The organism is Mycolicibacterium setense, assembly GCF_000805385.1.
In the GTDB taxonomy this organism is placed as follows: Bacteria; Actinomycetota; Actinomycetes; order Mycobacteriales; family Mycobacteriaceae; genus Mycobacterium; species Mycobacterium setense.
Window position 1 is genome coordinate 943,177 of the sequence record NZ_JTJW01000003.1, and the last position, 23,114, is coordinate 966,290.

A 23,114-nucleotide genomic window follows, 5' to 3' on the forward strand; every position below is an offset into this window, starting at 1 on the left:
TCGGCCGGTCAGGTGATCGGGGTGAACCGCTCCAGTTGTACCGGCTGCTGATCGGGTGAGGGCGGCGGCAGTTCCACCGGCACGCCGTCGACCACCCGGGTGACCGTGCCCTTCTCGCGGTCGAAGTTCAGCGTGCCGTGCTGGAAGTTCTGCACGATCCACTGGGGTTCGGGGATTTCGGAACTGGTCGGCAGGCCAAGGGCGCCGCGCTCGAACCCGAGCGCTCCCCATGCCTCGTAGATCGCGCCGGTGATCGGTTCGGCTCCGCTTTCCGGTGACCAGTACACGGCGCCGCGCTCGAAGGTCGCGTAGCGCGTGGCCCCTGCGCCGGCGGATTCGGGTGAGGTCGGATTCCCCAGCAGGCCGGCCGGCCCGCCTTCGGACTGCCAGCGGGCATAGATCGCGCCGCCGCGCATCTGTTCGGCGAGGTCCTCGGGGCCGGGCGGCTTGTTGAACCGGGCGGCGATGTCGCGGATGTGGTTCATCTGGGCGTAGGCCGCATTGCCGGGGCAGTCGGTGATGCCGACATCGCGGTGGGTGAAGATCGCGGGCAGTGTCGGGGTGGCCCCGCGCGGGAAGTGGGTGAAAGACCCGCCGGCGGAGGTGAGCACGACGGTGCCGCGCGGGTCGACGTGGTCGAGGCCGAGCCGCCAGCCCAGCAGGCGTCCGGTGTTGCGCATCTGGATCTCGGTGGGTGGCACGACGTCGAAATCGCCCATCATCGCCACACCCCAGGTGTCGATGTTGAAGCCACCGGTGTGGGATCCCTCGACCGGCTTGTCCATCCCGCCGGCCCGGCCCTCGAATACCTGGCCGAATTTGTCGACCATGGCGTTGTAGGCGATGTCGCACCAGCCCAGCTCGCGGGTGTGGTACTCGTAGATCGACCGGATGATGCCGGCTGAATCCTGTGGCGCGTAGTCGTTGCTGCCCGCTGTGTGGTGCACGATGCCGGCGCGGATTCCTTTGTCGTACACCGGGTTTCCGCAACGCATGGACTCGTTGGCGCCCCATTGGGCGCGGCTGATGATGTTCGGCGGCTGGCCGGGCGCGATGGCGGCGGTGGGCAGCGGTCCGACGTCGACGGGGGCCTGCGGCGGGCTGATCAGCACAGCGGTGACGTTCTGGCCGATGGGTGCTTCGACGTTGGCGGGCACATAGCCGAGTGCGGGCTTGGCCGGTGTCTTCCCGGGTGGCGGCAAGGGTGCCCGCGGCGCGCGGGTGACGGAGATCTGCACGGTGGTGGTGCGTCCCACGAACACCGGTTCGGTTCCGCGCGGGCCAGGGGTGTCGGCGCCGACGCCGTCGAGATTCTCGGCCTGGTACCACGGGCCCCAGCTGCCGTCGTCCTTGCGGGCGCGAACCCGGGCGGAGGTGCCGCGCAGGTCCGGTGACGTGAGCGCGACCATCGAGAACGGAGTGTCCTGATGGATCTCGCGGATGCTCTCGCCGACCGCGAGATTCTCGAGCGGTTGCTGTGTGAGCTGTGGGCCTGCGTTGGCCTGATTGTGTTGTTCGCCAGAGTCCGTTCCCGCGATCGCCCACGGCACGATGACGACGGTCGCCGCAAGCGCGGTGAAGAGAAGCGACGGCGCGGAACGACGGGACTGCACGGACTGATGTTACGTATGGGTCTGGTGTTACGAATGTTTCGACACGGCCGTCACCGCGCTTTTCGTGCGATTTGCACGCAACGGCACCGCAGAGCCTGATGGCTTCTGCGGTGCCGTTCTTCTAACCGGGCCTTATAACTAGGGGGTCGGCGGTGCGGGGGCCGGGACCGGCGGTGCGGGCACCGGCGGCTTCATGGCCGAGGTGATCGCCGGCATGACCATGCCCTTGAGCAGATCGATAGCCTGGCCGGCGCCGAGCTGCTGAGCGGCGCTGGACAGATCGCCGAACAGGCCGCCGCCACCGCTGCTGGTGGCCGGCATCGCGGCCAGTGACGGGTCGGCGCCCAGGAGCGGGTAGGTGCCCGCGCTGGGATCCAGTCCGATGGGAGCCGAGATCGGCACCTCACCCGGGGCGGGCAGGCCGCCCAGGGCCGGGTCCAGGCCCGTCGGCGAGGTCAGGCCGCCACCGCCCAGTCCAGCGGGGGTGGTGGTCAACCCGCCCGGCGCGGCACCGGCCGGCGTCAGCGCCGGGTTGGTGAGCCCGCCGGTCGGCGGCGTCAGTGCCGGGTTGGTCAGAGAGCCCGCACCGGCCGGGCTCAGTGCCGGATCGGTGAGCGATCCGGTCGCCGGCAGTGCACCTGCCGGTGAGCCGGCAGCGGGAGCCAGTCCGTTCGGGCTGGTCAGTCCCGCGTCGGGGGAGGTCAATCCCGGCGCCGTCAGACCAGGCGAGGTGAGTCCGGGTGACGTCAGACCCGGGTCGGTCAGGCCTGGCGAGGTGAGACCCGGTGAGGTCAGACCCGGAGATGCCAGGCCCGGTGAGGTGAGGGTCGGTGAGCCCAGGGTCGGGGTCGGCGACGTGCCGGTGAGCATGCCTGTCGGCATCGGCGGCAGGTTGATGCCGAACTGGGACAGGCCCTGCGAGAGAGCGGACATCAGTTCGCCCGGGAGGTCGGTGACCAGCGCGGCCTGGGTGAACTCGCGTTCCTGGGGCGCGGGGGAAAGCTGCGATACGGCGACAAGAGCGACTGGACTTGCGACTGCCACTGCGGCGACTGCGCTCATGGCTGTCGAGAGCTTGCGTCGACGGCGGTTCGGCACGGAAGTCTCCTCAATATGTTTGCAGTTAAGGACTGCATTTCGGATTGCATGGGGTGCTCTCCGCTTGCTTCATCGGCGGTTACGGACCAGGTGGTGTGAAGCCCATGAATGCCAACGAGATCGATGTTAAGGCTGTGACTCATGAGTCTGGAGTGACGATATTGAATCGTGAGCGAATTGCGACCTCGGCCCTTTGTCGAATTCGGGGCACAGGGGAGTGGTCGGATACCCTGGCTGCCGATGACGTCCTTATCTCCCCGGGTCGCTGCAGACCAGTCCAGCGCACATTTCGACTTATTCGTCGTCGGTTCCGGTTTCTTCGGCCTGACGATCGCTGAGCGCGTGGCGACGCAACTGGGCAAGCGAGTCCTTGTTATCGAACGCCGCCCGCACATCGGCGGCAACGCCTACTCGGAAGCCGAACCACAGACCGGTATAGAGGTCCACAAGTACGGGGCTCACCTGTTCCACACCTCCAACCAGCGGGTGTGGGACTACGTGCGGCAGTTCACCGACTTCACCGGTTATCAGCACCGCGTATACGCGATGCACAAGGGCCAGGCCTACCAGTTCCCGATGGGGCTCGGCCTGGTCTCGCAGTTCTTCGGCCGGTACTTCACCCCGGACGAGGCCCGCGCCCTGATCGCCGAACAGGCCAGCGAGATCGCCGGACACGAGGCGGCCAACTTCGAGGAGAAGGCGATCTCCTTGATCGGGCGCCCGCTGTACGAGGCGTTCGTGAAGGACTACACCGCCAAACAGTGGCAGACCGACCCCAAGGAACTCCCCGCGGCCAACATCACCCGGCTGCCGGTGCGCTACACGTTCGACAACCGCTACTTCAACGACAAGTACGAGGGCCTGCCGGTCGACGGGTACACGGCCTGGCTGCAGAACATGGCCGCCGACGACCGCATCGAGGTGCGGCTGGACACCGACTGGTTCGACGTCCAGGACGACCTCCGGGCGGCGAACCCGGATGCCCCCGTGGTGTACACCGGCCCGCTCGACCGCTACTTCGACTACTCCGAGGGCCGGTTGGGCTGGCGCACACTGGATTTCGATCTTGAGGTGCTCGACACCGGAGATTTCCAGGGGACGCCGGTGATGAACTACAACGACGCCGACGTGGACTACACCCGGATCCACGAGTTCCGCCATTTCCATCCTGAGCGGGACTACCCGACGGACAAGACGGTGATCATGCGGGAATTCTCGCGATTCGCCAAAGACGACGACGAGCCGTACTACCCGATCAACACCGAGTCCGACCGTGCCCTGCTGGCCGCCTACCGGGCCCGCGCGAAGGACGAAACCGCCTCGGCGAAGGTGCTTTTCGGTGGCCGGCTGGGCACCTATCAGTACCTCGACATGCACATGGCCATCGCCAGTGCGCTCAACATGTACGACAACATCCTGGCACCGCACCTGTCCGAGGGTGCACCGCTGGTTACCGAAGTGGAAAGCAGCAAAGCATGAGTGACATCCCATCCGGCGCGCTCGACGCCGGAGAATCGCGGGCCGTCAGTCTGCTGGCCCGCGTCATCCTGCCGCGACCGGGCGAGCCGCTGGACGTCCGCAAGCTCTACCTCGTCGAAGACCCGACCAATGCCCGGCGGGCACATGCCCCGACCCGCACCACCCTTGAGATCGCCACCGAATCCGGCATCTCGTTCGCGACCTACTTCAACGCGTTCCCGGCCAGCTACTGGCGGCGCTGGTCGACCCTCAAGTCGGTGGTCCTGCGCGTCGAGCTGACCGGCACGGCCCGCGTCGACGTGTACCGCTCCAAGGCGACCGGCGCGCGGATCACCGTGGGCGGCGCACCCGTCTCCAGCGGTGATTCGTCCGAGCCTGCGGCCGTCGAATTCGAGATCGATCTGACCCCGTTCGAGGACGGCGGCTGGATCTGGTTCGACATCACCACCGACACCGCGGTGCGCGTGCACAGTGCCGGCTGGTACGCCCCCACGCCCGCACCGGGCCGGGCCAACGTCGCCGTCGGTATCCCGACCTTCAACCGGCCCTCGGACTGTGTCAACGCACTTGCCGCGCTGACCTCGGATCCGTTGGTGGACGAGGTGATCAGTGCCGTCATCGTGTCCGACCAGGGCACCAGCAAGGCCAAGGACCATCCCGGTTTCGAGGCTGCCGCGGCCGGGCTAGGCAACCGGCTGACGATTCACAACCAACCCAACCTCGGCGGGTCCGGCGGCTACAGCCGCGTGATGTACGAGGCGCTGAAGAACACCGACTGTGAGCAGATCCTGTTCATGGACGACGACATCCGCATCGAACCCGATTCGATCCTGCGGGCGCTGGCCATGAACCGGTTCGCCAAGGAACCGATGCTCGTCGGCGGCCAGATGCTCAATCTGCAGGAGCCGTCCCACCTGCACATCATGGGCGAGATGGTGGACCGGACCAACTTCATGTGGTCGGCCGCGCCCAACGCCGAATACGACCACGACTTCGCCAAACACCCGCTCGACGACACCGATTCGGTCCGCAGCAAGCTGCTGCACCGCCGGATCGACGTCGACTTCAACGGCTGGTGGATGTGCATGATCCCGCGGCAGGTGGCCGAGGAACTCGGGCAACCGCTGCCGCTGTTCATCAAGTGGGACGACGTCGAGTACGGCTTGCGCGCTGCCGAACACGGCTACCGCACGGTCACGCTGCCCGGCGCGGCGATCTGGCACATGGCCTGGAGCGACAAGGACGACGCGATCGACTGGCAGGCCTACTTCCACCTGCGCAACCGGCTCGTGGTGTCCGCACTGCACTGGGACGGCGATGCGCGCGGGCTGTTGGCCAGCCACCTCAAAGCCACGTTCAAACACCTTCTGTGCCTTGAATATTCGACCGTCGCCATCCAGAACCGGGCCATGGAGGACTTCCTGGCCGGCCCGGAACACATCTTCTCCATCCTCGAATCGGCCCTGCCCGACGTGCGCAAGATGCGTCAGCAGTTCCCGGATGCCGTGGTGCTGCCCGGTGCCACCGCGCTGCCGCCTGCCTCGGATCTCAAGCGCAAGAAGATCGGCATCCCGGTCTCCAAGGCCGCGATCGCGGTGAACCTCGCCCGCGGCGCGGTGCACCAACTGCGCCGTCACGATCCGGAAACCCATGTCCGGCCCCAGATCAACGTGGCGACCCAGGACGCCCGCTGGTTCTCGCTGTCTCGCGTCGACGGGGTCACCGTCACCACCGCCGATGGCCGCGGTGTGGTGTACCGGCAACGGGACCGCGCCAAGATGTTCGCGTTGCTGCGTGCCTCACTGCGTCAGCAGTTACGCGTGGTCCGTCAGTTCGACCGGATGCGCAAGGTCTATCGTGAGGCGCTGCCGGTGCTGACCAGCACCCAGAAGTGGGAGACGGTGTTGCTGACAGAGTCGGCGGAGAAAAACTGAGATGACCGATGCCCCGCGCGGCGAGGACGCCGTGTTGGTAGCCGTGCAGTCTGCCCTGGCCACCCGGCCCGGCGTGCTGAACGGCGCGCGTGCGCTGTCGCACTTCGGTGAGCACAGTCTTGGGTGGCTCGCGGTCGCGGCTGCCGGTGCGCTGGCCCAGCCGGCCAAGCGGAAGTCATGGATTGCCGTGGGCGTGGGCGCCTTTGCCGCCCACGCCGCCGCCGTCCTGATCAAACGGGTGGTACGCCGTGAGCGGCCGCACCACCCCGACATCGCCGTCAACGTCGGGACGCCGAGCCGGCTGAGTTTCCCATCGGCACATGCCACCTCGACCACCGCGGCCGCCGTCCTACTGGCCCGGACCACGGGTCTGCCGCTGCGCGCGGCACTGGTGGTGCCGATGGCGCTGTCGCGCCTGGTGCTGGGCGTGCACTATCCCACCGACGTACTCACCGGCGTGGCCGTGGGGACGCTGGTGGGCTCTGTGGTCGGAAGAACTGCCGGGGTCGGGCCGAAGGAGACTGTGGCCGATGAGTGAGGAAGCGCAGCCGGAGGCCGGTCCGCCCAAGAATCTGGCGACCGGCCTGATCAAGGCTCTCAGGCCGCGGCAGTGGGTGAAGAACCTGCTGGTGCTGGCGGCACCGCTGGCCGCTCTCGGCGACGGCACCGAGTACAACTATGCCGACCTCGGCTACAAGGTGGCCATCGCCTTCGTGGTGTTCTGCCTGGCCGCGTCGTCGATCTATCTGGTCAACGACGCCCGCGACGTCGAGGCCGATCGCGCGCATCCCACGAAACGGTTCCGGCCCATCGCCGCCGGGGTGGTGCCGGAATGGATGGCATACACCCTCGCCGTGGTGCTCGCGGCCGCCTCACTGATCATCTCGTGGTTGCTCACCCCGGCCCTGGCGGGGGTGATGGCGGTGTACATCGCCATCCAGCTGGCGTACTGCTTCGGTCTCAAGCACCAGGCGGTGCTGGACATCTGCATCGTGTCCTCGGGATTCCTGCTCCGTGCGATCGCCGGTGGCGTGGCTGCCGATATCCGGCTGTCGCAATGGTTCCTGCTGGTGATGGCTTTCGGCTCGCTGTTCATGGCAGCCGGGAAGCGTTATGCGGAACTGCAATTGGCCGAGCGCACCGGAGCCAAGATCCGCAAATCCCTTGAGCGCTATACCAGTAGTTATCTGCGCTTCGTGTGGACGTTGTCGGCCACCGCGGTGGTGGTCTGCTACGGGCTGTGGGCCTTCGGCCGCGACAGTGCCAACGACCCGCTCGGCATCGACGGTCAGGATGCCTCCTGGTACGCGATCACGATGGTGCCCTGGACCGTGGCGATCCTGCGCTATGCGGTTGACATCGACGGTGGCATCGCCGGTGAGCCTGAGGAGATTGCGCTGAAAGACCGAGTGCTGCAGATCCTGTTCCTGGCCTGGATCGGAACCATCGGTGCAGCCATCTACTTCAGCTGACCGACTGACATTGCGCCGCCTGGCCGGCGGCGTGGGCGACCGGCTGGCGCGCTCGCCGGTGTTTCCGTACGACGTCACGGTGCGGATCAGTCTGTGGGTCAGCGTGGTGGTGGTGGCCGCCCTGTTCGGCTGGGGTGCCTGGCAGCGCCGCTGGATCGCCGACGACGGCTTGATCGTGCTGCGCACAGTTCGAAACCTGTTGGCGGGCAACGGCCCGGTCTTCAACGCGGGTGAGCGCATCGAGGCCAACACCTCCACTGCGTGGACGTACCTGATGGCGTTGGGCGCATGGCTCGGCGGTCCGGTCCGCATGGAGTACGTGGCACTGGCACTGGCGTTGACGCTGAGCGTGCTCGGCGTCGTGCTGGCGATGCTCGGTACCGGCCGGCTCTACGCCCCGAGCCTGCAGGGCCGCCGTGCCCTGCTGCTTCCCGCCGGTGCGCTGGTCTACATCGCCGTCCCACCGGCCCGCGACTTCGCCACGTCGGGGCTCGAAAACGGTTTGGTGCTGGCCTATTTGGGCTTGCTGTGGTGGATGATGGTGTGCTGGTCGCAGGCTCTGCGCGCGGCTCCCGCGGCGACCGGGCGCGCCGCGCCGAAGGCGGCGCCGGGTCCGGTCTCGGGTCGGGTTTTCGACGGGACGCTGGCCGCGGTGGCGGGGCTCAGTGTGCTGATCCGCCCCGAGCTGGCGTTGATCGGCGGCGGCGCTCTGGTGATGATGCTGATCGCCGCGCGAGGCTGGCGGCGCCGCGTGCTGATCTTGGTGGCCGGTGGGCTGCTGCCGGTTGCCTACCAGATCTTCCGGATGGGTTACTACGCACTGTTGGTGCCGGGCACCGCGGTCGCCAAGGACGCCTCCGGCGCCAAGTGGTCCCAGGGATTCACCTACCTCACCAATTTCAACCAGCCCTACCTGCTGTGGGTGCCGGTGATGCTGCTGGCCGCGCTCGGCGTGGTTCTGCTGACCACACGCACCCGGCCGTGGTGGGTGCGTCATCAGGTGCCCCGCGGCTACGGCTGGTTGGCGCGCACTGTTCAAAGCCCAGCCGCCGTAGTGCTTTTCATGTTCATCAGCGGCCTGCTGCAGGGCATCTACTGGATTCGCCAGGGTGGCGACTTCATGCACGGCCGCGTGTTGTTGACACCGCTGTTCTGCCTGCTGATCCCCGTCGCGGTGATTCCCGTCGTGCTGCCCGACGGCACCAAGTTCACCAGGGAGACGGGTTATCTGCTGGCCGCGGCCACCACCGTGCTGTGGGCGGCGGTGGCGGACTGGTCGATCTGGGCTGCCAACTCGCCCGGCCTGGGCGCCGACGCCACGCGCGTCACCTACACGGGCATCGTCGACGAGCGCCGGTTCTACTCGCAGGCCACCGGTCATGCGCATCCCCTGACCGCTGCCGACTACCTGGACTACCCGCGCATGCGGGCGGTGCTGACCGCGATCGACAACACCCCCGACGGGGCGCTGCTGTTGCCGTCCGGAAATTACGACCAGTGGGATGTCGTCCCCGCCTATCCGCCTCCGCCGGATCTGTCTCCGGCCGAGCGGCGGGCGCTGAAAACACCGCACACCGTGTTCTTCACCAACATGGGCATGCTCGGTATGAACGTCGGGCTCGACGTGCGGGTCATCGACCAGATCGGCCTGACCAATCCGCTGGCGATGCACACCCAACGGTTGACCGACGGTCGTATCGGCCACGACAAGAACCTGTTCCCGGACTGGGCGGTGGCCGAGGGCCCGTTCCTCAAGACCCGGCCTTACATCCCGCTGTACCTGGACGAGGAGTGGATCGCCCAGGCCGAGGCGGCGCTGGCGTGCCCGGCCACCGAGTCGATGCTCAATTCGGTGCGCGGGGACATGAGCCCGCGGCGGTTCCTGTCCAACCTGGCGCATGCGTACGAGTTCACGAAGTACCGGATCGACCGGGTGCCGCTCTATGACCTGAAGAGGTGCGGTCTGCCGGTGCCCGAGCCTAAGAAGCCGCCGTACACGGGCATGCCGGCCACCGGCCCGTAACGCCCACGTCTTGTCGGTCTGAAAGAAATCTGTGTGCTCGGTAACGCTTGGCCGGTTCGCGCCGATACCCAGACGAGCCTGCGCACAGATCTTGAAATGGACGGTACGAAAACCGATGTTGACCTCTGGTGTCTACGCCGCGTCTCACCGCGTGCCGCCGAATGTGGACACCTGTCAACCCGAGACCTTGCTCACACCGGAGTACTCCGCCAGGCCATGCTGGGCGGCTCCGTCGCAGGCACTTCAACCAGACCTGATCGCGACCATCAACGGCTGAGGGGCGATCAGGGACGACAACTGCTGCAGAGAAGCACCACGCGTTCGTGTGGTTGACTACACGGGCACGTGAGCCGCTTACGTCGGTGCTTATCGATGTGCGGAATACGAAGAAGAGATTCAGATAGGGAGCGGTATGAAGTTCGTTGGGAAGATGCGCGGCGCAGCGGCAGGCCTGTCGCGCCGGCTGACGGTTGCGGTCGCCGCTGCGGCCGTACTGCCTGGCCTGGTTGGCGTCGTAGGCGGCTCGGCGACCGCCGGAGCCTGGTCTCGGCCCGGCCTGCCGGTCGAGTACCTCGACGTTCCGTCGGCAGGGATGGGACGCGACATCCGGGTTGAGTTCCAGAGCGGTGGCGCGGGTGCGCCCGCGCTGTACCTGCTCGACGGTATGCGTGCACGTGAGGACAACAACGGCTGGGACATCGAACTGCCCAGCTTCGAGTGGTTCCTGAACTCCGGCATCTCGGTTGTGATGCCGGTCGGTGGCCAGTCCAGCTTCTACAGCGACTGGTACAAGCCGGCCTGTGGCAGCAAGGACGGCGGCTGCAAGACCTACAAGTGGGAGACCTTCCTGACCCAGGAGCTCCCGGCGTGGCTGGCGGCCAACAAGGACGTGAAGTCGACCGGCAGCGCTGTGGTCGGTCTGTCGATGGCCGGTTCGTCGGCGCTGATGCTGGCGGCTCGCCACCCGGATCAGTTCATCTACGCGTCCTCGTTGTCGGGCACGTTGAACCCGTCCGAGGGCTGGTGGCCGATGCTGATCGGTGTCTCGATGGGTGACGCCGGTGGCTACAAGGCCGACGACATGTGGGGTTCGACCGGCGATCCGAACAACGCCTGGAAGGCCAACGACCCGACCGAGAACGTCGCGACGCTGGCCAACAACGGCACGCGCCTCTGGGTGTACTGCGGTAACGGCAAGCCGGGCGAGCTCGGTGGCACCGACCTGCCCGCCAAGTTCCTCGAGGGCTTCGTCTGCCGGACCAACTCCACCTTCCAGGAGAAGTACATCGCGGCCGGTGGCAAGAACGCGGTGTTCAACTTCCCGCAGAGCGGTACGCACAACTGGGCCTACTGGGGCCAGCAGCTGCAGGCCATGAAGCCTGACCTGCAGCGTGTCCTGGGAGCCACCCCGACCGCCTGAGCGGACGACAGGTAGCGACCTGAACGCATGACCGGAAGACGGCGGCGATCCTCACGGATCGCCGCCGTCAGCCGTTTTCGGGCCCTTTCACGGTCGGGCGTTTGACGCCCCGGCTGTGGTTGCGATGTGGTTCACTACAACGCGGGTTACGTGTGCGGGGGCACTTCGAACGACCGGCAGCAGGAGAGGTTGATGATGAGACGTGCGTTGAGTCTGATGCGGGCGATGCTGCCGGCCCTGTCGGCCGTGGTGCTCGGTGCGGGCCTGTGGACCGCGTCGGCGGTGACGGGCGCGCCGGCTCGGGCCGACGGCGTCGAGTACCTGATGGTTCCGTCGGCCGCGATGGGCCGCGACATCCCGGTGGCATTCCAGGGTGGCGGACCCCACGCGGTGTTCCTGCTCGACGCGTTCAACGCCGCCCCCGACGTCAGCAACTGGGTCAACGCCGGTCACGCGATGTCGACCCTGGCCGGCCGCGGCATCTCGGTGGCGGCCCCGGCCGGCGGAGCGTGGAGCCTCTACACCAACTGGGAGCAGGACGGCAGCAAGCAGTGGGAGACCTTCCTGTCCGCCGAACTGCCCGACTGGCTGGCCGCCAACAAGGGCCTGGCCCCGGCCGGGCACGGGATCGTAGGGGCGTCGCAGGGCGGCACGGCCGCGTTGACGCTGGCCGCTTTCCACCCCGACCGGTTCCGTTTCGCCGGATCGCTTTCGGGTTTCCTGACCCCGTCGGCCACCACCCTCAACGGCGCGATCACCGCAGGCATGGCGCAGTTCGGCGGAGTGGACAGCTACGGCATGTGGGGTGCCCCACAGCTGGGCCGCTGGAAGTGGCATGACCCCGATGTGCACGTGCAGTTGCTGGCGGACGCCAACACGCGGCTCTGGGTGTACAGCCCGGGCACCCTCACATGCAGTGACCCGGCCGCGATGATCGGGGTCTGCGATCAGGCGCAGGGCAGCAACAGGTCGTTCTACCAGCACTACCGCACTGTCGGTGGCAGCAACGGGCACTTCGACATGCCTGCCGGCGGTCAGCACGACTGGGGCAGCTGGGCCCCGCAGTTGGCCCAGATGTCCGGCGAACTGGTCGCGACCATCAAATAGACACCGGGCGGCCCGCCGTCGCGACCAGAATCAGCTGCGCCGGGACACTTTTCACCAGCCGGTACGGTGGAAGCGTGCAGCACACGGTACGGTCGGCCACCCTGGTGGTAGCCATGTCCGCTGCATCGTTGCTGTCGGCATGCGATGCGGGCGGTGACATCATGGCGCCGCTGGCCCAGCCCACGTCTCAGGTCAACGGTGCGCGGCCGCAGGCGGCGTCTGCGCAGCAGCCCCAGCAGGGCCGCAGCGGTGAATTGGCGATCACGTCGCAGCAGCACACCTATCTCGACGAGCTCAAGGCCGCCGGGATCACCCCGTCCAGCGAGCTGCTGGCCCTGTCGATCGGGTCCTATGTGTGCCAGGGCCGCGCCGCCAGGCAGAATGACCAGGCTGTCCGCGAGTTCGTCCTGCCGCTGGTGCGCAGCGATGTCCGCGCTGCCCACTCCGGTCAGGAGAGCCCGACACCCGCCGAGATCGACACCGCCGCCACTGACTACATCCGCACCGCCACCGAACATCTCTGCTAGCCGCAGATAGCCGCCCGCACGCGAGGAGCCCGAGTAACCCATGGCCAAAAACGCCAGCCGCAGGAAGCGTCACCGCATCCTGGCCCTGATCGCCGCTGCGGCGATGGCTCTCGTCGTGGTGCTCGTGGTGACCATCGTGGTGATCGTGATGCGTCGTCCGGAGACCCCTTCGGCACCGCCGACGGCCCAACCCCCGGCCGGGGTCCCGGGCCAGCCGACACCGCGTAAGCCGCGCCCGGAGTTCCAGTCCGCCGACTGTCCTGACGTGATGCTGCTCTCGATCCCCGGCACCTGGGAGTCCTCGCCGCTGGACGATCCGTTCAACCCCACGCAATTCCCGCTGTCGCTGATGACCAACATCAGCCGGCCGATGGCCGAGCAGTTCGGGAAGGACCGCCTCGAGGTCTACACCGTCCCGTACACCGCGCAGTTCCACAACCCGTTCTCCGCAGACAACCAGATGTCGTACAACGACAGCCGCGCGGAGGGCAAGCGGGCGGCGGTCAAGGCGATGACGGAGATGAACGACCGCTGCCCGCTGACCAGCTATGTGATCGCCGGGTTCTCGCAGGGCGCGGTGATCGGCGGCGACCTGGCCAGCGACATCGGCAACGGTCGCGGCCCGGTCGACGAGGACCTGGTGCTGGGTGTGACGTTGATCGCCGACGGCCGCCGCGAGTTCGGTGTCGGCCAGGATGTCGGCCCCAACCCGCCGGGCCAGGGCGCCGAGATCACGCTGCACGAGGTTCCGGTGCTGTCCGAGATGGGCCTGACCATGACGGGCCCGCGGCAGGGCGGCTTCGGGGCACTCAACAACCGGACCAACCAGATCTGCGGTAAGGGCGATCTGATCTGCTCGGCGCCCGAGGAGGCGTTCTCGATCTTCAATCTGCCCAAGACCCTGGAGACCCTGTCCGGCAGCGCCGCCGGGCCGGTGCACGCGCTGTACAACACCCCGCAGTTCTGGGTGGAGAACGGGCAGACCGCCACCCAGTGGACCCTGAGCTGGGCCAAAGACCTGGTGGACAACGCACCTCATCCCAAGCACGGGTGACCGGAGCGCCGCGACAGGACCGCAACAGGATCGTTGTGCGCGCCGGATTTGGTGGGACCGTCACGGTCCCTTAACATTAAGAGAAAAATAAGAGCTACGCGCGTGAGTAGCGGGTTGGATAGAGCTGCCAGCTGATCCGTGGGCGTGGACTGGTCTGCCCGGTACGATCGTCCGGGTTTGGGTACGTACGGCCGCCGAATGGCTGCGACGCACCGCCAGTGACGTGCGACAACGCGAGCAGTACGGCTCTGACAGGAGAGTTAAATGCCGTTTATCAATCCGTTCATCAAGGACGGTCAGATCAAGTTCCCGGACGGCGCCAGCATCGTCGAGCACGTCGAGCGTTGGGCCAGGGTTCGCAGCGACAAGCTGGCATACCGCTTCCTCGACTTCTCCACCGAACGGGACGGCGTCGCCCGCGACCTGACCTGGTCGCAGTTCAGCGCGCGCAACAAGGCGGTGGCCGCCCGGCTTCAGCAGGTCACCCAGCCCGGTGACCGCGTCGCCATCCTGTGCCCGCAGAACCTCGATTACCTCGTCGCCTTCTTCGGCACGCTCTACGCCGGTCGCATCGCGGTGCCGCTGTTCGATCCGTCCGAGCCGGGGCACGTCGGCCGCCTGCACGCGGTGCTGGACAACTGCCACCCGTCGGCGATCCTCACCACCACCGAGGCCGCCGAGGGCGTTCGCAAATTCTTCCGCAGCCGTCCGGCCAACCAGCGCCCCCGCGTCATCGCCGTCGACGCGGTGCCCGACGACGTCGCCGCCACCTGGGTTCACCCGGAGGGGCCTGACGAGACCACCATCGCGTACCTGCAGTACACCTCCGGCTCGACCCGGATACCGACCGGTGTGCAGATCACGCACCTGAACATGGCCACCAACATCGTGCAGATCGTCGAGGCCCTCGAGGGTGAAGAGGGCGACCGTGGTCTGTCCTGGCTGCCGTTCTTCCATGACATGGGTCTGGTCACCGCACTGATCGCCCCGATGATCGGTCACTTCTTCACCTTCATGACCCCGGCCGCCTTCGTGCGTCGTCCCGAGCGCTGGATCCGTGAGATGGCCCGCAAGGAAGGGGACACCGGCGGCGTCATCTCGGTGGCCCCGAACTTCGCGTTCGACCACGCCGCGGCCCGCGGTGTCCCCAAAGAAGGAGAGTCGGCGATCGATCTCTCCAACGTGAAGGCCGTGCTCAACGGCAGCGAGCCGATCTCTGCGGCCACCGTGCGCCGGTTCAACGAGGCGTTCAGCCCGTTCGGCTTCCCGGCCAAGGCGATCAAACCGTCCTACGGACTGGCAGAGGCGACGTTGATGGTGTCGACCACACCGGCCGCCGAAGAGCCCAAGATCATCTACGTCGACCGTGACGAGCTGAACACCGGCCGGATCGTCGAGGTGGGGGGCGACTCGCCCAAGGCGGTCGCCCAGGCCTCGGCCGGCAGGGTCGGCGTCTCGGAGTGGGCCGTCATCGTCGACGCCGAGAGCGCGACCGAGCTGCCCGACGGACAGGTCGGCGAGATCTGGATGAGTGGCCAGAACATGGGCACCGGGTACTGGGGTAAGCCCGAAGAGACGATCGAGGTTTTCCAGAACACCCTCAAGTCGCGGACCAGCCCGTCGCACGCCGAGGGCGCTGCCGACGACGCCACCTGGGTTCGCACGGGCGACTACGGCGCCTTCTACGACGGCGACCTCTACATCACCGGCCGCGTCAAGGACCTCGTGATCATCGACGGCCGCAACCATTACCCGCAGGATCTGGAGTACTCGGCGCAGGAGGCCAGCAAGGCACTGCGCACCGGCTACGTCGCGGCCTTCTCGGTGCCGGCCAACCAGCTGCCCGACGAGGTGTTCCAGAACGCCCACGCGGGCCTGCATCGCGATGAGGACGACACGTCCGAGCAGTTGGTCATCGTCGCCGAGCGTGCCCCCGGTGCGCACAAGCTCGAGGTCGGCCCGATCACCGATGACATCCGGGCCGCGATCGCCGTGCGCCACGGCGTCACCGTGCGCGACGTGCTGCTGACCGCTGCGGGCGCCATCCCGCGTACCTCCAGCGGCAAGATCGGCCGCAGGGCCTGCCGCTCGGCGTACCTGGACGGCACGTTGCGCAGCGGAAAGATCGCCAACGCGTTCCCCGACGAGACCGACTGAGCTGATTTTCAAGACACGACGCCGACCGGCGCCCGGTCTATGACGAAGGTGACTTGAACACCCGCACGCGAGGAGAACCAACCGGCCATGGATGAGACACAGAACGATTCGAATCTTCCAGCGACCACCGAGTCCGCAGGCCAGCCGACTTCGCGTCCGGACCTGACCGTCGCCGAGATGCGCGAGTGGCTGCGCAAGTCCGTGGCCACCGCCACAGGGCAGTCGGCCGACGCCATCGACGAGACCACCCCGCTGATCGAGCTGGGCCTGTCCTCCCGCGACGCGGTGGCCATGGCCAGCGACATCGAGGACCTCACCGGTGTCACGCTGACGGCCACGGTGCTCTTCCGGCACCCCACCATCGAGTCGCTGGCCACCGTGATCATCGAAGGTGAGCCCGAGCCCGAGGACACCGGCGACGAGGACTGGTCACGGGACCGGGATCTCGAGGACATCGCGATCGTCGGTGTGGCGACCCGCTTCCCGGGGGACCTGAACACTCCCGATCAGATGTGGGAGGCCCTGCTGGCGGGGAAGGACTGCATCACCGACCTGCCCGAGGGCCGGTGGGAGGAGTTCCTCTCCGAACCGCGGATCGCAGAACGTGTCGCCAAGGCCCGCACCCGCGGCGGATACCTGTCAGACATCAAGGGTTTCGACTCCGAGTTCTTCGCACTGTCGAAGATGGAGGCCGACAACATCGACCCGCAGCAGCGGATGGCGCTGGAACTGACCTGGGAAGCCCTGGAGCACGCCAGGATCCCGGCGTCCAGCCTGCGCGGCACCAGTGTCGGTGTGTTCGTCGGCAATTCGACCAATGACTACCAGTTCCTGGCGGTCTCGGATCCGTCGGTGACGCATCCGTACGCCATCACCGGCACCGCGAGTTCGATCATCGCCAACCGGGTTTCGTACTTCTACGACTTCCGCGGCCCGTCGGTGGCACTGGACACCGCGTGCTCCAGCTCGCTGGTCGCCGCCCACCAGGGTGTGCAGGCACTGCGGGCGGGCGAGGCCGACGTGGCCATCGTCGGTGGCGTCAACGCGCTCATCACCCCGATGGTGACGGTCGGTTTCGACGAGGTCGGCGGCGTGCTCGCGCCGGACGGCCGGATCAAGTCGTTCTCGTCCGACGCCGACGGCTACGCCCGTTCCGAGGGCGGCGGCATGCTCGTGCTCAAGCGGGTGTCCGATGCCCGCCGCGACGGCGACCAGATCCTGGCCGTCATCGCCGGCAGCGCGGTCAACCACGACGGCCGGTCCAACGGCCTGCTGGCCCCCAATCCCGATGCGCAGGAAGCGGTTCTGCGTAAGGCCTACAAGAACGCCGGCATCAATCCCCGTGACGTCGACTACATCGAGGCGCACGGCACCGGCACCATTCTGGGTGACCCGATCGAGGCCGACGCGCTGGGCCGGGTGATCGGCCGCGGCCGCGACGCCGACAAGCCTGCCCTGCTCGGTGCGGTGAAATCCAATCTGGGACACCTGGAGTCGGCCGCAGGCGCGGCCAGCCTGGCCAAGATGACGCTGGCGCTGGCCAACGACAAGCTGCCCGCCTCGATCAACTACGCCGGGCCGAACCCCTACATCGACTTCGACAAAGAACACCTCAAGGTCAACGACACCCTGTCGGACTGGCCGCGCTACAGCGGCCACGCCATCGCCGGTGTTTCCGGATTCGGCTTCGGTGGCGCCAATGCCCACCTGGTGCTGCGCGAGGTCTTGCCGAGCGATCTGGTCGAACCTGAGCCGGAACCTGAAGTGGCCGAGGACAAGCCGGCCGCTGATGACACCGACGCCGTTTATGTCGGCGGTGTGCGGATGGACGAGTACGGCGAGTTTGTTCACGATGAGCCCGCAGCGGACGAGTACTCGGCCTACGGCTCGGTTGATCACGAGGCAGCTCTCGAACTCCCCGGCCTGACCGATGAGGCCAAGCGCCTGATCGAGGAGGCCCGGGCCGAGCTCGCGGCGGCCGAATCGGCCGAGCCGACCAAGAAGGTTGTCCCGCTGGCCGTCTCGGCATTCCTGACCTCACGCAAGAAGGTCGCCGCAGCCGAGCTGGCGGATTGGATCGACAGTGAAGAGGGACGCGCGTCGTCGCTCGAATCCATCGGACGCTCGCTGTCGCGCCGCAACCACGGCCGCTCGCGTGCCATCGTGCTCGCCCACGACCACGATGAGGCGATCAAGGGTCTGCGGGCCATCGCCGAAGGCAAGCAGCACCCGACGGTGATCTCGGCGGACGGCCCGGTCACCAACGGCCCGGTGTGGGTGCTCGCCGGATTCGGTGCGCAGCACCGCAAGATGGGCAAGAGCCTGTACCTGCGCGACGAGACCTTCGCCGAGTGGATCAACAAGGTCGACGCTCACATCCAGGATGAACGCGGCTACTCGATCGTCGAACTGATCCTCGACGATTCGATCGACTACACCAACGAGACCTGCGAATACCCCATCGAAGTGGTCCAGACGGTGATCTTCGCCATCCAGATCGCGCTCGGTGAGCTGCTCAAGCACCACGGCGCGAAACCCGGTGCGGTCGTGGGTCAGTCGCTCGGTGAAGCGGCCGCCGCCTACTTCTCCGGCGGTCTGAGCCTGGCCGATGCCACCCGCACCATCTGCTCGCGTGCCCACCTGATGGGTGAGGGCGAGGCGATGCTGTTCGGCGAGTACATCCGGCTGATGGCACTGGTCGAATACTCGGCCGACGAGATCAAGACCGTGTTCGCCGACTTCCCGGGCCTCGAGGTGTGCGTCTATGCCGCCCCGACCCAAACCGTCATCGGCGGCCCGCCGGAGCAGATCGACGCGATCATCGCCCGCGCCGAAGCCGAGGGCAAATTCGCCCGCAAGCTCCAGACCAAGGGCGCCAGCCACACCCAGCAGATGGACCCGTTGCTCGGTGAGCTTTCCGCCGAGATCCAGGGCATCGAACCGCACCCGCTGCAGACGGCGTATTTCTCCACCGTGCACGAGGGCAAGCTGATCCGCGCCGGGGCCGAGCCGATCCACGATGTGGAGTACTGGAAGAAGGGCCTGCGGCACAGCGTCTACTTCACCCACGGCATCCGCAATGCGGTGGACAACGGGCACACCACGTTCCTGGAGCTCGCGCCGAACCCGGTGGCGCTCATGCAGGTTGGGCTCACCACGGCGACGGCCGGGCTGCATGACGCCCAGTTGATCGCGACGCTGGCCCGCAAGCAGGACGAGCTCGAGTCCATGGTCACCGCCATGGCCAACCTGTTCGTGTACGGCCACGACCTGGACCTGCGGACGCTGTTCCCGCGCAAGTCCACCGGCCTGGCCGGGGCGCTGGACTTCGCCAACATCCCGCCGACCCGGTTCAAGCGCAAGTCGCACTGGCTGGACGCGCACTTCACCGGTGACAGCTCCGCGGTGATGCCGGGCAACCACGTCGCCACGCCGGACGGCAGGCACGTCTGGGAGTTTGTGCCCAGGGGCGCCGCCGACCTCGCCGCATTGGTGAAAGCCGCTGCTGCACAGGTCTTCCCGGACGCCAGGCTGACCGCCTCGGAACAGCGTGCCGTGCCCGGCGAGGGATCGCGTCTGGTCACCACGCTGACCCGGCACCCGGGCGGCGCGTCGGTGCAGGTCCACGCGCGGATCGATGAGTCGTTCACCCTGGTCTACGACGCGATCGTGACGCGGGGTGGGGCCGCGGCCACACTGCCCACCGCGGTGGGCGCCGGCGTTGTCGCCGAACAGGTTTCGGCGCCTGCCACGACAGCGGCCACGACTTTGGCAGAGCCGGAACCCGAGGACGATGCCGAGATTCTGCAGGACAACCTGACCAAGGGCGCCGGCATGGGCGCCGGGTTCGAGAAGTGGACCCCGGATTCAGGCGAAACCATCGCGCAGCGACTCGGCGCCATCGTCGGCGGCGCCATGGGGTACGAGCCCGAGGATCTGCCGTGGGAGGTGCCGCTCATCGAACTGGGCCTGGATTCCCTGATGGCGGTGCGGATCAAGAACCGCGTCGAATACGACTTCGACCTGCCGCCCATCCAGCTGACCGCGGTGCGTGACGCCAACCTGTACAACGTCGAGGACCTCATCAAGTACGCGATCGAGCACCGCGACGAGGTCGATCAGATCGCCGAAGCCCAGAAGGGCAAGACTGCCGAGGAGATCGCCGCCGAGCAGTCCGAACTGCTGGGCGGTGCGTCCACGGTCGCCGAGCTCGAGGCCAAGCTGGCCGAGGCCGGACATCCGTTGGCGGACAACGACTCCGAGGCGAGCGAAGCCTCTGAAGCAAGCGACATCCCGGCCCCGCCGACCGATCCGTCGGGCCCCGCGATTCCACCGGCGCCCACGGATCCGTCGGGACCCGGGAAGGCGACCGCCGCCGCGGCGGCAGCCAAGGTGCTGACCCAGGAAGCGGTGACCGAGGCGCTGGGTGCCGACGTGCCCCCGCGCGACGCCGCCGAGCGGGTCACCTTCGCCACCTGGGCCATCGTCACCGGCAAGTCGCCGGGCGGCATCTTCAACGAGCTGCCCTTCGTCGATGTCGAGACGGCGACCAAGCTGTCGGAGCGGCTGTCCGAGCGTGCCGAGGGCACGGTCTCGGTCGAGCAGGTCCGTTCGGCCAAGACCATCGAAGAGCTGTCCACGATCGTGCGTGATCAGCTCGAAGAAGGTGTGGTCGACGGGTTCGTGCGCACTCTGCGGCCTGCGAAAGAAGGCAGCTCGCACGTGCCGCTGTTCGTGTTCCACCCGGCCGGCGGATCGACCGTCGTCTACGAGCCGTTGATGAAGAGGCTGCCCGCCGACACCCCGGTGTACGGCATCGAACGGGTCGAGGGCGCCATCGAGGAGCGCGCGGCCGAGTACGTGCCCAAGCTGCTGGAGATGCACAAGGGCCCGTTCATCCTGGCCGGCTGGTCGCTGGGCGGGGCGCTGGCCTACGCGTGCGCCATCGGGCTGAAGCGCGCGGGCGCCGATGTCCGGTTCGTCGGCCTGATCGACCTCGCACTGCCCGGGGAGCCGATCGACCAGAGCAAGGAGGGTATGCGGGCCCGTTGGGATCGTTACGCCCTGTTCGCCCAGCGCACCTTCAACGTCGAGATTCCGGCGATCCCGTACGAGGAGCTCGAGCAGCTCGACGACGAGGGCCAGGTGAAGTTCGTCCTGGATGCGATCAAGGACAGCGGTGTGCAGATCCCGGGCGGGATCATCGAGCATCAGCGCACGTCGTACCTGGACCAGCGCGCCCTTGCCACCATCGAGGTCCAGCCGTACGACGGTCACGTCACCCTGTACCTGGCCGACCGCTACCACGATGACGCCATCGTGTTCGAGCCCGCATACGCGACCCGCAAGCCCGACGGCGGCTGGAGCGAGTACGTCAAGGATCTCGAGGTGGTGCCCATCGGGGGCGAGCACATTCAGGCCATCGATGAGCCGTACATTGCCAAGGTCGGTGCTCACATGAGCGAGGCGATCAGCCGTATCCAGAGCGAAGCGACAATGTCGACAGCGGAGAGCGAGAGCAAGTGACCAACAAGACCACGGCCGAACTGCTGGCCGAGCTCCGCGAGAAGCTGGAACTGGCTTCCGATCCCGGCGATGAGAAGGCCAAGGCCCGCCGGGACAGAAAGGGAATTCCGTCCGCACGGGCCAGGATTCATGCCCTGCTCGATCCGGGCAGCTTCCTGGAGATCGGCGCGCTGGCCAAGACACCGGGTGACCCGAATGCCTTGTTCGGCGACGGCGTGGTGACCGGGCACGGCACCATCAACGGCCGTCCGGTCGGCGTATTCAGCCACGACCAGACGGTGTTCCAGGGCTCGGTCGGTGAGATGTTCGGCCGCAAGGTGGCTCGGCTGATGGAGTGGGTGGCCATGGTCGGTTGCCCGATCATCGGCATCAACGACTCGGCCGGGGCGCGCATCCAGGATGCGGTGACGTCGCTGGCCTGGTACGCCGAGCTCGGCCGCCGCCACGAGATGTTGCGCGGCCTGGTCCCCGAGATCTCGCTGATCTTCGGCAAATGTGCCGGCGGCGCGGTGTATTCGCCGATCCAGACCGACCTGTTGGTGGCCGTGCGCGACCAGGGCTACATGTTCATCACCGGCCCGGACGTGATCAAGGACGTCACCGGCGAGGATGTCAGCTTCGACGAGCTCGGTGGCGCCGACGTCCAGGCGCAGCGCGGCAACATCCACAAGGTGGTCGAATCGGAGGCCGCGGCCTACCAGTACGTGCGCGATTACCTGAGCTTCCTGCCGTCGAACCACTTCGACAGCCCGCCGATCGTCAACCCCGGCCTGGAACCGGAGATCACCCCGCACGATCTCGAGCTCGACTCCATCGTCCCGGACGCGGACAACATGGCCTACGACATGCACGAGATCCTGCTGCGGATCTTCGACGACGGCGATGTGTTCGAGATCGCCGAGCAGCGCGGCCCGGCCATGATCACCGCGTTCGCCCGGGTGGACGGTCACCCGGTGGGCGTGATCGCCAACCAGCCGATGCACATGTCCGGCGCGGTCGACAACGAGGCCTCGGACAAGGCGGCCAGCTTCATCCGGTTCTGCGACTCCTACAACCTGCCTTTGGTTTTCGTTGTCGACACCCCCGGCGCGATGCCGGGCGTCGCGGAGGAGAAGGGCGGCATCATCAAGCGCGGTGGCCGGTTCTTCAACGCCATCGTCGAGGCCGACGTGCCGAAGGTGACCGTCATCATCCGCAAGGCCTACGGCGGCGGATACGCGGTGATGGGCTCCAAGCAGCTCTCAGCCGATCTGAACTTCGCCTGGCCGACGGCGCGTATCGCGGTCATCGGCGCGGAGGGCGCGGCGCAGCTGCTGGTCAAGCGGTTCCCGGATCCGACTGCCCCCGAGGTGCAGAAGATCCGCGCCGACTTCATCGAGGGCTACAACCTCAACATGGCCACGCCGTGGATTGCCGCCGAGCGCGGCTACATCGATGGCGTGATCGAGCCGCACGAGACCCGGTTGCTGCTGCGCAAGTCCCTGAAGCTGTTGCGGGACAAGCAGAACGGGCCGAAGGTGCAGCGCAAGCACGGCCTGTTGCCGCTGTAGCCTCCGCCTGCGGTTTGCCACGAGCCGAAAACGCACAGTCTTACTCACAAGCGTGTAATTCGAAATCGGGCCCACTGAGCTGCTGCGATGGCGGACCCTCGCAAAACCATCCACAAGTTGTCCACAGGCAACCTGTGTTGGCTGGATGCTCGCC

Annotated in this window: 14 protein-coding genes; 12 read left to right on the forward strand and 2 right to left on the reverse strand. The window is 67.1% G+C overall.

The genetic code is table 11. From position 1 onward, the window contains the following. Positions 1 to 8 precede the first annotated feature (8 nt). Together QQ25_RS06025 and QQ25_RS06030 are read right to left on the reverse strand one after the other, a co-directional pair. Positions 9 to 1,613 (reverse strand): N-acetylmuramoyl-L-alanine amidase, encoded by a 1,605-nt coding sequence (locus tag QQ25_RS06025; protein ID WP_039377661.1) that lies wholly within the window; start codon positions 1,611 to 1,613, stop codon positions 9 to 11. Positions 1,614 to 1,751: 138 nt separating this feature from the next. Beyond that, positions 1,752 to 2,711, reverse strand: coding sequence for an exported repetitive protein Erp (locus QQ25_RS06030; protein WP_039326241.1), 960 nt, complete (start codon positions 2,709 to 2,711; stop codon positions 1,752 to 1,754). 240 nt (positions 2,712 to 2,951) lie between these two features. Here QQ25_RS06030 and glf point away from each other — a divergent pair, with 240 nt between their 5' ends. The 12 genes from glf (at position 2,952) to QQ25_RS06090 (ending at position 22,960) form a co-directional block, all read left to right on the forward strand. After that, positions 2,952 to 4,190: a UDP-galactopyranose mutase gene (glf, locus tag QQ25_RS06035; RefSeq protein ID WP_039326239.1), complete on the forward strand. Its 1,239-nt coding sequence runs from the start codon at positions 2,952 to 2,954 to the stop codon at positions 4,188 to 4,190. Continuing rightward, complete coding sequence (locus QQ25_RS06040) at positions 4,187 to 6,124, forward strand: glycosyltransferase (RefSeq protein ID WP_039377662.1); 1,938 nt, start codon at positions 4,187 to 4,189, stop codon at positions 6,122 to 6,124. Before glf ends, QQ25_RS06040 begins: the two co-directional genes overlap by 4 nt. A gap of 1 nt (position 6,125) precedes the next feature. Beyond that, positions 6,126 to 6,662: a phosphatase PAP2 family protein gene (locus QQ25_RS06045; RefSeq protein ID WP_039377663.1), complete on the forward strand. Its 537-nt coding sequence runs from the start codon at positions 6,126 to 6,128 to the stop codon at positions 6,660 to 6,662. Continuing rightward, positions 6,655 to 7,596 (forward strand): decaprenyl-phosphate phosphoribosyltransferase, encoded by a 942-nt coding sequence (locus tag QQ25_RS06050; RefSeq protein ID WP_039326233.1) that lies wholly within the window; start codon positions 6,655 to 6,657, stop codon positions 7,594 to 7,596. The genes QQ25_RS06045 and QQ25_RS06050 overlap by 8 nt, the downstream gene beginning before the upstream one ends. Next, positions 7,574 to 9,619: a terminal beta-(1->2)-arabinofuranosyltransferase gene (gene zomB, locus QQ25_RS06055; protein ID WP_409370984.1), complete on the forward strand. Its 2,046-nt coding sequence runs from the start codon at positions 7,574 to 7,576 to the stop codon at positions 9,617 to 9,619. The genes QQ25_RS06050 and zomB overlap by 23 nt, the downstream gene beginning before the upstream one ends. A 412-nt stretch (positions 9,620 to 10,031) precedes the next feature. After that, the gene (locus QQ25_RS06060) at positions 10,032 to 11,039 is read left to right on the forward strand and encodes an esterase family protein (RefSeq protein ID WP_039326230.1); all 1,008 of its coding nucleotides are present in this window, start codon (positions 10,032 to 10,034) and stop codon (positions 11,037 to 11,039) included. 195 nt (positions 11,040 to 11,234) lie between these two features. Next, entirely contained in the window at positions 11,235 to 12,146 is a 912-nt protein-coding gene (locus QQ25_RS06065) for an alpha/beta hydrolase-fold protein (RefSeq protein ID WP_039327119.1), read from the forward strand. 74 nt (positions 12,147 to 12,220) lie between these two features. Next, positions 12,221 to 12,673 carry a hypothetical protein gene (locus tag QQ25_RS06070; protein WP_039326228.1) on the forward strand — a complete coding sequence of 151 codons (453 nt, stop codon included), beginning with the start codon at positions 12,221 to 12,223 and terminating at the stop codon, positions 12,671 to 12,673. 40 nt (positions 12,674 to 12,713) lie between these two features. Then, positions 12,714 to 13,727: a carboxylesterase Culp6 gene (gene culp6, locus QQ25_RS06075; RefSeq protein WP_039326227.1), complete on the forward strand. Its 1,014-nt coding sequence runs from the start codon at positions 12,714 to 12,716 to the stop codon at positions 13,725 to 13,727. Between the two features lie 264 nt (positions 13,728 to 13,991). Beyond that, the gene (gene fadD32, locus QQ25_RS06080; protein ID WP_039377665.1) at positions 13,992 to 15,884 is read left to right on the forward strand and encodes a long-chain-fatty-acid--AMP ligase FadD32; all 1,893 of its coding nucleotides are present in this window, start codon (positions 13,992 to 13,994) and stop codon (positions 15,882 to 15,884) included. 87 nt (positions 15,885 to 15,971) lie between these two features. Further along, positions 15,972 to 21,410: a polyketide synthase Pks13 gene (pks13, locus tag QQ25_RS06085; protein ID WP_039377666.1), complete on the forward strand. Its 5,439-nt coding sequence runs from the start codon at positions 15,972 to 15,974 to the stop codon at positions 21,408 to 21,410. Beyond that, the gene (locus tag QQ25_RS06090; RefSeq protein WP_039326219.1) at positions 21,407 to 22,960 is read left to right on the forward strand and encodes an acyl-CoA carboxylase subunit beta; all 1,554 of its coding nucleotides are present in this window, start codon (positions 21,407 to 21,409) and stop codon (positions 22,958 to 22,960) included. The genes pks13 and QQ25_RS06090 overlap by 4 nt, the downstream gene beginning before the upstream one ends. The last annotated feature ends 154 nt before the right edge of the window (positions 22,961 to 23,114 follow it).

What these genes read in the sequence shown, in the direction of transcription:
- QQ25_RS06060 (WP_039326230.1), top strand. Translation starts at nt 10,032, where the DNA reads ATGAAGTTCGTTGGGAAGATGCGCGGCGCAGCGGCAGGCCTGTCGCGC.
- QQ25_RS06065 (WP_039327119.1), top strand. Translation starts at nt 11,235, where the DNA reads ATGAGACGTGCGTTGAGTCTGATGCGGGCGATGCTGCCGGCCCTGTCG.
- QQ25_RS06045 (WP_039377663.1), top strand. Translation starts at nt 6,126, where the DNA reads ATGACCGATGCCCCGCGCGGCGAGGACGCCGTGTTGGTAGCCGTGCAG.
- pks13 (WP_039377666.1), top strand. Translation starts at nt 15,972, where the DNA reads ATGGATGAGACACAGAACGATTCGAATCTTCCAGCGACCACCGAGTCC.
- QQ25_RS06050 (WP_039326233.1), top strand. Translation starts at nt 6,655, where the DNA reads ATGAGTGAGGAAGCGCAGCCGGAGGCCGGTCCGCCCAAGAATCTGGCG.
- glf (WP_039326239.1), top strand. Translation starts at nt 2,952, where the DNA reads ATGACGTCCTTATCTCCCCGGGTCGCTGCAGACCAGTCCAGCGCACAT.
- culp6 (WP_039326227.1), top strand. Translation starts at nt 12,714, where the DNA reads ATGGCCAAAAACGCCAGCCGCAGGAAGCGTCACCGCATCCTGGCCCTG.
- fadD32 (WP_039377665.1), top strand. Translation starts at nt 13,992, where the DNA reads ATGCCGTTTATCAATCCGTTCATCAAGGACGGTCAGATCAAGTTCCCG.
- QQ25_RS06040 (WP_039377662.1), top strand. Translation starts at nt 4,187, where the DNA reads ATGAGTGACATCCCATCCGGCGCGCTCGACGCCGGAGAATCGCGGGCC.